Below are 9,898 nucleotides of genomic sequence, written 5' to 3' on the forward strand. Positions count from 1 at the left end.
GCGAGGAACAGCAACGCAGGATATGGGCTGCTGGCGCCGAAGTTGACTAACAGAACTAGCCACACAGGCCACTAGCGCCCATTTGAACTTCTGCATTGCGCCAAGGGGTTACTGGCTTGGCAGGGGAACTTCTCGCGGCGCTGGTACCAGTTCGGGTATGGCTGGCAGCGTCACGGGTTTGGCGAGACTTCCTTCAATTTGTCCAGACAGGTAAAAGACCCCCGCCATCACCCCGGAGGTAGGGTTCTCAACAAGCTTAAGCCACGCCTGGTCAAAGGCGACGCTCAGGCTTTTGCGAACCTGCGCTTCCAGGTCCGGCCGTTCGCTCTCCTGGGTGATGGCGTGGACACCTGCCACTCCCATGGAAATCAGCGAGCCTACTACCCGGCCGGCTACCACAGCAATAGCGCCTGCAGCCCCCCTGCCGGCGAGCTCAGCCTCCAGTTTTGCGCTGGTCTGTTTCGCCACTGACGTAATACCTGCGTCCGATGCCCCCACTCCCACCCCTCCGGGGGCATTATGGATCCGATTGATCAGGGCTGCATAAGCCGGCTGCCTGGCGAGCGGATTGGCGTGGACAATCTGATAGAGCGAAGCGCTGTGGTCGGGTGGGGGCGCCAGCACGATCGCTGGAATGCCTTTGAGCCGCCGGTCGAATTGATCCGCAGAAACACCATAGCGCTGCGCGATTTCCTGAAGTTCTTTGCCCAGGACCTGGACGTAGAGTTGCGTTGCCTGCATCAGAATCGTATCGGGATCGATCTCCACGGCGGCAGGGGCCAGCACGCGATCGTGGTACTGCTCCTGCAAATAGGCAGTCAATCGTTTTGCCGAAGGATCCGTCTCGCCCTTTGCGTTCAGCGTGTACCAGGTCACCTTCATGGACAGCCATTCCTGGGTCCAGTAGCTGGTATACCACGGAATGAAGTCCGACTCGGTGCGCTGGTAGACGAGGTCCCTCCAGTGCTCCATGGAGCCGCGAGCGTAAGTTTTGGCTTGCTCTGTCGCGGCTTGCGATGCGGCGACGATGTCCCGATCGACTTGTTGCCAGATACTCTCTGTGATCGGAACCGGCGCAGTCACTTCAGGGACGCGATAGGGTGTGGCGCAACTCACCAACGCAACCATCAAGACGACGATCAGGGATCGCAAATTCAAGATCGCAGCCCCCCAAAACAGACTCGACAACGGTAGCCCATCCGCCATCGCAGATGTTTCAACCAAGCCCTTCACGCTGCTCATACCGGTTTATTTGCTCTGCAATCCTCAACGGGCGCTCTCTTCCTCCCAACAAGCTGCAGATGGTGCCTTTGCAGCCTTTCCAGCCCCCCATCCGAACGGAACATTCAGCGCGTCCGCCTACGGTGCATTAAGTATAGGTGGCGAAAAAGGGATCAAAAAAATCCGGCGAGAAGGTACGGTTTCGGCTCACACCCAGGCCAGTCATCCGCTGACGAATGAGGACGGCCCGGACGTCATTGGCATCCTTGAACATGCCCTGAATCCCTGGCGCTGGTCCCAAACCGCCTTTTTTCAGACGACAGAAACCACGAAGCCCCTGACTTTCTCCAGGAAAGTCAGGGGCTTCGCGTGTTTCTAATATGGCGGGGAAGGAGTCCGCCACTTTAGTGTTTCTAGAAGTCCATAGGCGGTTAATTACCTCAATAAAAATTCTATAAAAACATACAGTTGACGAAGATACTTTCTTTTGTGATCCAAGCGTAACTACGGGAAGCCAGGGTCCAAGGTATGGGCTGGAGTATGGGCTGGCATTCATTTAGATTGAGTCGTCAGCCTTTCATAGGAGGTGATCGATGGCATCTCTTACGACCAAAGTGGTAGAAAAAATAGTCAGATCGGGGTTACCCGGAATGACCAACGATGGTGACGGCCTCTACTTAAAACTCGGCCGTACCGGTGGCGCCAGTTGGATCTTCCGCTACAAGCTCGCTGGCAAGAGCCGAGACATGGGACTGGGTAGGCACCCTGAAGTAAGTCTTGCGGTAGCCCGCGAAAAAGCAGCAGAAGCCAGAAAGCTGAGTAAGTCCGGCGTTGATCCGCTTACCTGTCGGGATGAGGAGTTGGAGCGGCAATGGCTGGAAAAAGAAGCTGAACGTTTAGCTCAGGATGCAGCCAGGGCCAGCAAACCCAGAGCATCAACGCCAAAACCGATCGTGCCATCGGTGTATCCCGACTTATAATCCAACATGAAACCTTGCGCCCACTCTTCGGTTTTCGAAGGGGCAGCGGTGCCATCACGGTTGTCGTTATTGAAGTAGTAGTTTTTCACTCCCAAGGTAGCTTTACTATCACGTAGGAAGTCAGCATACGCTTGGGTACTCAGAGCAATACTGCTCAGCGCAAAAATTATAGAAACTTTTTTCTTATTCACCTATAGCGCTCCGGTTTTTTTATTTTAATCAACACAATCAATACAAAAGACAGCCAATCCGCAACAATACAAACAGAGAACTGTCAGACAGCTTTTATCTATATAAAAACATGCAGCACGAAAATTCAAATACTTAAATCTCTACTACCACTTTTCCAGCCATTATTTAACCAACTCCAAAGCATCGCCTATCAACGCTGATAACGCCAATCACATTAAACATACAGCCCCTGACTAAACGGATCACTCAGCAATAATCATTACTACTTCTACGAGCATGCTTTAGACAGGGGAAATGTTGTTCGGTCAATATGTTTTGCTAGTCGGCGGTTTGAGCCAAATCAGCCACTGACCTATTACGTTGTCGATACAAGACCATCGTTGCCGAGAACCCGCACAACGCTGCGAACATCAACCAATATGCCGGAGACGCCTTGTCACCGGTTGCCTGCACCAGAAAGGTCGACATCGCCGGGGTAAACCCACCAAAAATTGCGGTCGCCAGGCTGAAGGCCAAAGAAAAACCCACCACCCGCACATTCTGTGGCATGACTTCAGTCAACGCCGCGACCATTGCACCGTTGTACACGCCGAAGAAGAATGAGAAGTACAGCAAGACCACCAACAACCGCTCAAAACTGGCGGCCTCAGCAAGCCAATGCATGGCCGGATACGCTGTAAAAATGCACAGCAGCGAGATCGCCAACAGCAGTGGACGACGGCCGATTCGATCTGAAATCGCACCGCCGATGGGTAACCAAATGAAATTGGTGAGGCCCACAAACAACGTCACCACCAGGCTATCAGTGGTGCTCAAGTGCAGCACCGTTCTTCCGAACGTCGGGGTGTATACGGTGATCAGGTAGAAGGTAGTCGTGGTCATCGACGCCAACAGACCGCCCGCCAGCACTGTGCGCCAGTTGTCCCGCATGGAGCGGAACACTTCGGCAGTACTTGGGTGATGCGCGCGAGCCTTGAACGCTTCGGTTTCCTGCAACGAACGACGAATGATGAAAATGAACGGGATGATCACGCAGCCGATGAAGAACGGAATGCGCCAGCCCCACGCAGCTATCTCGGTTGCATTCAGATAGGCGTTGATCCCATAGCCCAACGCCGCCGCAAGGATGATCGCGATCTGTTGGCTGGCCGACTGCCAACTGGTGTAGAAACCAGTACGGCCCGGCGTTGCGATCTCGGCCAGATAAACCGACACACCGCCCAGTTCTGCGCCAGCCGAGAAGCCCTGAAGCAATCGACCCAACAGCACCAGAATCGGTGCCGCGACTCCAATGCTGGCATACCCCGGTACCAATGCGATCAGAACCGTGCCGCATGCCATGATCGACAGAGTCACAATCAAACCCTTGCGACGACCCACCTTGTCGATGTAAGCGCCAAGCACGATGGCGCCCAATGGACGCATCAGAAAACCCGAACCGAATACGGCGAAGGTCATCATCAGCGAGGCGAACTCACTGCTTGCAGGGAAGAACGTCTGGGATATGTAGGTTGCGTAGAACCCGAACAGAAAGAAGTCGAACTGTTCGAGAAAGTTGCCGCTGGTAACCCTTATGATGGCGCCGAATTTTGACGTCCGGGATCGGGTGTTTTCCGTTTTTATTTTGGTCATGGTTACAGTGATACTCGATATTGTTATTGGAATAGAGGTTGGGACGGTCAGTCACTGCCGGCGCTGATCGGGCTGGGTAGACGTTTTTCGATGGAGTACTTGAGTAGCGCGGCGCTACGGAAGATACCGTGGGCGAATTTGCTGTAGGGCATGGTTAGAAAGAACGCCATAACCAGTCCCAGGTGGATTGCCAGCAGCAGGCCCAAGGCGCTGGTCTCGCGCAAAGCGAGCAATGCCAGGCCGCTGGAACTGACCAGCAACAGCAGCGCGATGAATCCGCGATCCATGGGTTTCTGGTTCTCATCTCCCTGTTCCGGGTTGCGACGCAGATTCATCCATAGCAATCCGGCCGGGCCCACCAACAGGCCGGTACCGCCAAGGATTCCGAGCATCACCGGCAGACTGAAGATTGGGTATGGGGCAGACCAGTCAAGCAGGAGGTGATAGAGCGTGGCCACAGCCGTGGCGGCGAAGCACAGCATGAAGCCGTAGAAGGTGAAGTGGTGGAAGCGACGGCGCCATAAAGTGAATTTGTCATCGTCGTTGTTGCAGCCTTCTGCGTGGCCGCCGTCCAGATACTTGAGCTGTGCGACGTTGGCTGTGGCTTCCAGGGCGGCAGAGGTTTTCAGTGGTAGCGGCGCGTCGGCAGGTGAGACGTTACGCCAGAAGCGTCGTACTCCGATTGTCAGGGCCAGTGCCGCAAAGCCGAACACTGCGCCAAACATTAGGGCCAGTGTGTTGTGCGGGAAAATACCGTAGAAATTGCCACCCGGTATGGCCGTGAACAGATTACCCATCACCACCAGGGTCAAGCACAGAAACAACGCCAACCCGCCACCTGAAGCCAGAGCCAGGGTTAGGCCGTTACGTTGGTAAAGCTTACCCAACGGCTGCGGCCAAACGTATTCGACGTAAGTGTTCAGACGCACCTTGGCCATTGCTTTAGGCACATTGACTGCAAACTCATGGGGCGCTGCGTACTGGCACGCCGAAAGGCAAGCGCCGCAGTTGTGGCATAGGTTCGCCAGGTAATGGATGTCCGCCTGCGTGAACTCCAGACGCCGGGTCATGGCCGGAAACACCGCACAGAAACCTTCGCAATAGCGACAGGCATTGCAGATGGTCATCTGCCGCTCAACTTCAGTTTCCTCCAGATTAAGGACTGGGATCAGTTGGCTGGACGCTTGGGGATCAAACAGTTGCATGACGAGATTCCGATATCACAGTAGAAGGGCCGAAACCCACCGAGGCCGCCGCCTGAACGCCAGCGATACGCCCGAAAGCTGTGCCGATGGCCATGCCGATGCCGGCGGTGTACCCCTTGCCCAGCACATTGCCCGCCATCATTTCTCCCGCGACAAACAGATTCGGACTGGCTTTACCTTTGAAGTGCACAGCAGTAGTTTCGTCGGTGGCCAAGCCCAGGTAGGTGAAGGTCACACCAGGTTTAAGCGGATAGCCATAAAACGGCGGATTGACCAAAGGCCGTGCCCAGTGTGTCTTGGCAGGTGTCAGGCCTTCGGTGTGGCAGTCGTCCAGGGCGGTGTGGTCGAATGTCCCGACCTTACAGGCACGGTTGTAGCTTTCGATGGTTTGCATGAACTGCGTTTCTGGCAAATCCAAAAGACGCGCGAGCTCTTGCAGTGAGTTGGCCTTGGTACCTGGGAAAACCGGCGGCATGAAGCGGCCGATCGCCTGCTGGTCGATGATCGAATAGGCCTGCTGGTTGGGTTGCCCAGCCACCAACCGACCCCAGATTGCATAGCGCTTGGGCCAGAAATCTTCGCCTTCGTCATAGAAGCGCTCGCCATCGCGGTTGACCACCACGCCCAACGACACGCAGTCGATGCGGGTGCAGATCCCACCGTCGTAAAGCGGCGCCCGGGCGTCGATGGCGACCATGTGCGCCTGTGTCGGATCGCCTATGATGTCAGCGCCGAGATCCTGCATGCGGCGCAGCAACACCCCGGTATTGAAACGCGTGCCACGGATCAGAAAGTTATCCGACGGCCATTCGCCACGTTCGTTTTGGCCCCAGGCCTCGCGCAGCCATTCGCGGTTGGATTCGAAGCCACCTGCTGCCAGCACGCAGGAGCGGGCTTCAACACGTTCGGCAGGCAAATGCTGTCCATCGACCTCGCGCTCGCCTATGTGTGCGGCGACGAATTTTCCATCTTTCAGCTCGATATCGGTTACTTGAGCGTTGTAGCGAATCTTGACGCCTAGGCGTTCAGCGCTGCGAAAGTACGCATTGACCAGTGCCTTGCCTCCGCCCATGAAGAACGCATTGGTGCGCGCTACATGCAACGCGCCGGACAGCGGCGGTTGGAAATGCACGCCGTGGGATCGCATCCAGTCGCGACACGAGGAAGAGGCGCGAATGGCAATGCGTGCCAATTTTTCATTGGTGATGCCGCCGGTAACTTTGAGCAAGTCCTGCCAATATTCTTCTTCGGGATACGCGTCGACCAGCACATCCTGCGGCGCATCATGCATACAGCGCAGGTTACGCGTGTGTTGTGAATTACCACCGCGCCAGACCTTTGGCGAGCCTTCCAGCAACATCACGCTGGCACCGGCTTCCCGCGCCATCAGCGCCGCGCACAAGGCCGCGTTACCGCCACCTATAACCAAAACATCGACCATCGTTTCTCCTCAATTCGCAAGCAGACGGGAACGAGTTGCTGCTGGCAAGTGGGCGAACAGTAGTGCGACGTCCAAGGGGGCGAAAGGCGGGTTTTTACATGGGGGCTTTAGTTTTGCTAAAGGGGGGGAGAAGTGAATTCTCTTCGGGCAGCGGCCCCTTTGATCGCAACGGTATGCGAGGCGAACAACTATTGAGTGGGCGGCATTGCCTGTAAGGCATACGTTCGGTGATATTGTTCTAAGTCTCAAATTTCCTCAATCAAACGCGCTCCGGGCCACTGCCGATCATTGACCAAGTGCCGCACTACATCGGTTATCACGACCCGCGTCGCCAGAGCAGCGGGGGATAGTTCGTCGTCAGCAAGAGTCGCCAGCAAATTCCTACGCCCAACGTGCGCATCAGCGATCTGTACCAGCGACAATCCCGATGCCCCTTCTAATGCTGCGGCGGCACCTGGTTGAATCGTAGCAGCGTGTCCGGCCCGTACCGCGTTCATCAGCACGACTAGTCCGTCTACCTCCATGATGATGTTAGGCGTCACGCCCGAGCGTTCAAATGCGGTCATCAGAGTCGCACGCAGCCCATGTTGGGAGCTGGGCATCACCAGAGGCAGTTGACCAATATCTGCCAGTTGCACGCTGTCGCCGCGCGGTGCGCCTGGCAGTTCTCGGGAGGTAATCACGAATAGTTTTTCGTCCAGCAACGGCGTCACGCTCCAGCGCTTGCCTCCTTCGAGTTGAAACAGGATTGCCAGATCGATCTGCCGCGCATTGAGCTGCGCCGCGAGGTGCCCGGACAGCATCTCCACCAGGTGCAGCTGGATGTCCGGGTAACGCTCGCGCATTGCATTGATCAACGGCAGCGCTAGAACCGTGGCAGTGGTGGGTGGCAGACCGACACTGACGTATCCACTCATGCGCCCGCGATGTGCTGCCAGGATCGCGTTCTCCGCCTGGCGCAAGGTCAACTGGGCGTGGTGCAGGAAGGCGAACCCGGCGCTGGTCGGAGTCACGCCAGTGCTGGTACGGTTTAGCAGGCGAGTCGACAGTTCACTCTCAAGCTTGCCGATCTGTTGGCTTAGCGCTGAGACGCCGACGTCCAGCTCCAATGCAGCACGGCCAAGGCTGCCATGCTCGACGATCTTCACGAAATAGCGCAGTTGCTTGAGTTCCAAGGGGAAGCGACTCCGGACGAAGGATAAACAAGTAGTCTACCTTTTGCCTGAACTTCGTGTCGGCCATCGGCTGGGTGATTACCAATAGGTCGGCTTTTTCCTTTGTCTTTTATTCGTTTAAGGCTGGGAGGTGTTTAGTATCCTGAGCCGCCTGTGCTGGGTATCTACCTATTTATGTTAGGGCAGTCTTGCCCCAGCAGATGGGCGACTCCGCATCAGCGCCTACACTCTGGCTCATCATCTCCCTTCGCATCCCCCAATCCGGGTGCTCGGCACACTGACCGCCCGCAATGTCCCACAGCCCCACCGCCCGTTGATCTTGTCCAGCACCGCCCTAATCCTGCTCGCTTCGTTCGGCTGGGACATTGCGAACAGATCATCGGTGTACTCACCCGGTTGGCAAAGATTGAGTAGCAGAACCTTGGTGTTGGCACCGACTCCGAATTGACCTACGTGCCGACGCAAGACTGACCCAACTCCAATCGGCAGAAATCCAGCACAGGAAATGGTTCACGAGGAATCAGACTGGGTCAGTGGCATCTCGGTAACTGGGTCAATTCGGCGTCGGCGCCAACAGACAATCGCTGGCAAGCGTTCGTGCGTTGATGTCGGTCAAATGATGATCCCGATTACAACGAGGCGAGTCAGATCGATCGATGGACCGCTGCTGGGCCGCACCGCTTAGAAACTGTCGAAAAATCAGCCTTTGGTCGTAAAGCACTGAGCCGTCCAGGGTATGGGCCAAAGTATGGGCTGGATTTTTTTCAGAAACGCAGAAACGAAAAAGCCCCGAATAATCAGGGCTTTAACGTTTAAATATGGCGGTGAAGGAGAGATTCGAACTCTCGATACAATTTCTTGTATACACACTTTCCAGGCGTGCTCCTTAAGCCACTCGGACACTTCACCGTATCTCTTCAAACATGTTCTGTCTGTCGAGGCGCGCTAATGTAGTCGAAAGCTTTTCCGATGGCAAATATTTTTTTCAGAATTTTCATGCGCTTAGGCATTTATGTCGCTTGGCGCGATTGGACCTTGTGTTCGGCCATGGCAAACCGGCCAATCTCTGGCCTGGCCTTCACCTCTATATAGAGAGCAATACGCCGCCGGCGTGGCCGGCTACGCTTGCCGGGCGGACAAAGGCTGACTCATCAGTCAGTCACGGCGCTTTACCTGACCTACCGCGGTGGGTAACGTCTGCCCCCACTTCATTACAAGGAATAGCGTCATGAGTGAGTTGATTTCCTACCACCTCGAAGACGGTATAGCGACCCTGACCTTGAGCAATGGCAAGGTCAATGCCATTTCCCCGGACGTGATAGCTGCTTTCAATGCTGCGCTGGACCAGGCAGAGAAGGATCGGGCGGTAGTGATCATTACCGGTCAACCAGGGATTCTGTCGGGCGGTTATGACTTGAAGGTGATGACAGCCGGCCCTAGGGAAGCGGTCAGCCTGGTGACGTCGGGGTCGACCCTGGCTCGTCGCCTGTTGTCTCACCCCTTCCCGGTCATTGTCGCCTGCCCCGGGCATGCGGTGGCCAAGGGTGCCTTTATCCTGTTGTCGGCCGATTACCGGATCGGTGTCGAGGGTCCATTCAGCATTGGCCTGAACGAAGTTCAGATCGGCATGACCATGCACCACGCCGGTATCGAGCTGGCGCGTGATCGCTTGCGCAAGTCGGCATTCCATCGTTCGGTGATCAACGGTGAGATGTTTGACCCGCAAGGCGCGGTGGATGCGGGCTTCCTCGACAAGGTCGTGGCACCGCAAGAGTTGCAAGCCGCTGCGCTGGCAGCCGCGCGTCAATTGAAGAAGATCAACATGACCGCCCACAAGAACACCAAGCTGAAAGTGCGCAAGGCACTGCTGGAGACGCTGGACAACGCGATCATCCAGGACCAGGAACATTTGGGCTAACGCTCGAGCGCATCAATGAGAAAGCCCGGCCTCTATAGCCGGGCTTTTTCTTGGACCCTGTCTCGTCCTGAATAAGGTTTACACCTTCTGGCTTCTTATCAGGAGGGTGCAATGGATACGGGCGCAAAACGCAG

At 55.9% G+C, this 9,898-nt stretch carries 8 protein-coding genes, 1 tRNA gene and 2 pseudogenes; 3 read left to right on the forward strand and 8 right to left on the reverse strand.

What is annotated here, in order from left to right:
* Positions 1-108 precede the first annotated feature (108 nt).
* Entirely contained in the window at positions 109-1,083 is a 975-nt protein-coding gene (locus AC07O1_RS30125; RefSeq protein ID WP_495091163.1) for a hypothetical protein, read from the reverse strand.
* Positions 1,084-1,102: 19 nt separating this feature from the next.
* Between AC07O1_RS30125 and AC07O1_RS30130 the strand changes: the two genes are divergently transcribed.
* Positions 1,103-1,600 carry a hypothetical protein gene (locus tag AC07O1_RS30130; RefSeq protein WP_495091164.1) on the forward strand — a complete coding sequence of 166 codons (498 nt, stop codon included), beginning with the start codon at positions 1,103-1,105 and terminating at the stop codon, positions 1,598-1,600.
* Positions 1,601-1,814: 214 nt separating this feature from the next.
* A complete protein-coding gene (locus AC07O1_RS30135; protein ID WP_495091165.1) occupies positions 1,815-2,201 on the forward strand; it encodes an Arm DNA-binding domain-containing protein in 387 nt (128 codons plus the stop codon).
* On the opposite strand, the pseudogene AC07O1_RS30140 reads toward AC07O1_RS30135, so the two are convergent.
* From AC07O1_RS30140 to AC07O1_RS30170, 7 genes and pseudogenes are all read right to left on the reverse strand, one after another.
* A pseudogene (locus AC07O1_RS30140) lies at positions 2,135-2,392 on the reverse strand (OprD family outer membrane porin); the annotation flags it as partial. The gene AC07O1_RS30135 and the pseudogene AC07O1_RS30140 overlap by 67 nt on opposite strands.
* A gap of 319 nt (positions 2,393-2,711) precedes the next feature.
* On the reverse strand, positions 2,712-4,025 hold the full coding sequence (locus tag AC07O1_RS30145; protein WP_495091166.1) for an MFS transporter: 1,314 nt from the start codon (positions 4,023-4,025) through the stop codon (positions 2,712-2,714).
* A gap of 47 nt (positions 4,026-4,072) precedes the next feature.
* Positions 4,073-5,230 (reverse strand): tricarballylate utilization 4Fe-4S protein TcuB, encoded by a 1,158-nt coding sequence (gene tcuB / locus AC07O1_RS30150; RefSeq protein WP_495091167.1) that lies wholly within the window; start codon positions 5,228-5,230, stop codon positions 4,073-4,075.
* Positions 5,217-6,671 carry an FAD-dependent tricarballylate dehydrogenase TcuA gene (gene tcuA / locus AC07O1_RS30155; protein WP_495091168.1) on the reverse strand — a complete coding sequence of 485 codons (1,455 nt, stop codon included), beginning with the start codon at positions 6,669-6,671 and terminating at the stop codon, positions 5,217-5,219. The genes tcuB and tcuA overlap by 14 nt, the downstream gene beginning before the upstream one ends.
* A gap of 245 nt (positions 6,672-6,916) precedes the next feature.
* A complete protein-coding gene (locus AC07O1_RS30160; protein ID WP_494993947.1) occupies positions 6,917-7,846 on the reverse strand; it encodes a LysR family transcriptional regulator in 930 nt (309 codons plus the stop codon).
* Positions 7,847-8,018: 172 nt separating this feature from the next.
* Positions 8,019-8,269: pseudogene (locus tag AC07O1_RS30165) on the reverse strand (DUF4113 domain-containing protein); the annotation flags it as partial.
* Between the two features lie 396 nt (positions 8,270-8,665).
* A tRNA-Ser gene (locus AC07O1_RS30170) sits at positions 8,666-8,755 on the reverse strand.
* A gap of 319 nt (positions 8,756-9,074) precedes the next feature.
* Between AC07O1_RS30170 and AC07O1_RS30175 the strand changes: the two genes are divergently transcribed.
* On the forward strand, positions 9,075-9,764 hold the full coding sequence (locus AC07O1_RS30175; RefSeq protein ID WP_495091169.1) for a crotonase/enoyl-CoA hydratase family protein: 690 nt from the start codon (positions 9,075-9,077) through the stop codon (positions 9,762-9,764).
* The last annotated feature ends 134 nt before the right edge of the window (positions 9,765-9,898 follow it).

Source organism: Pseudomonas sp. GW821-FHT07G10, assembly GCF_059418545.1.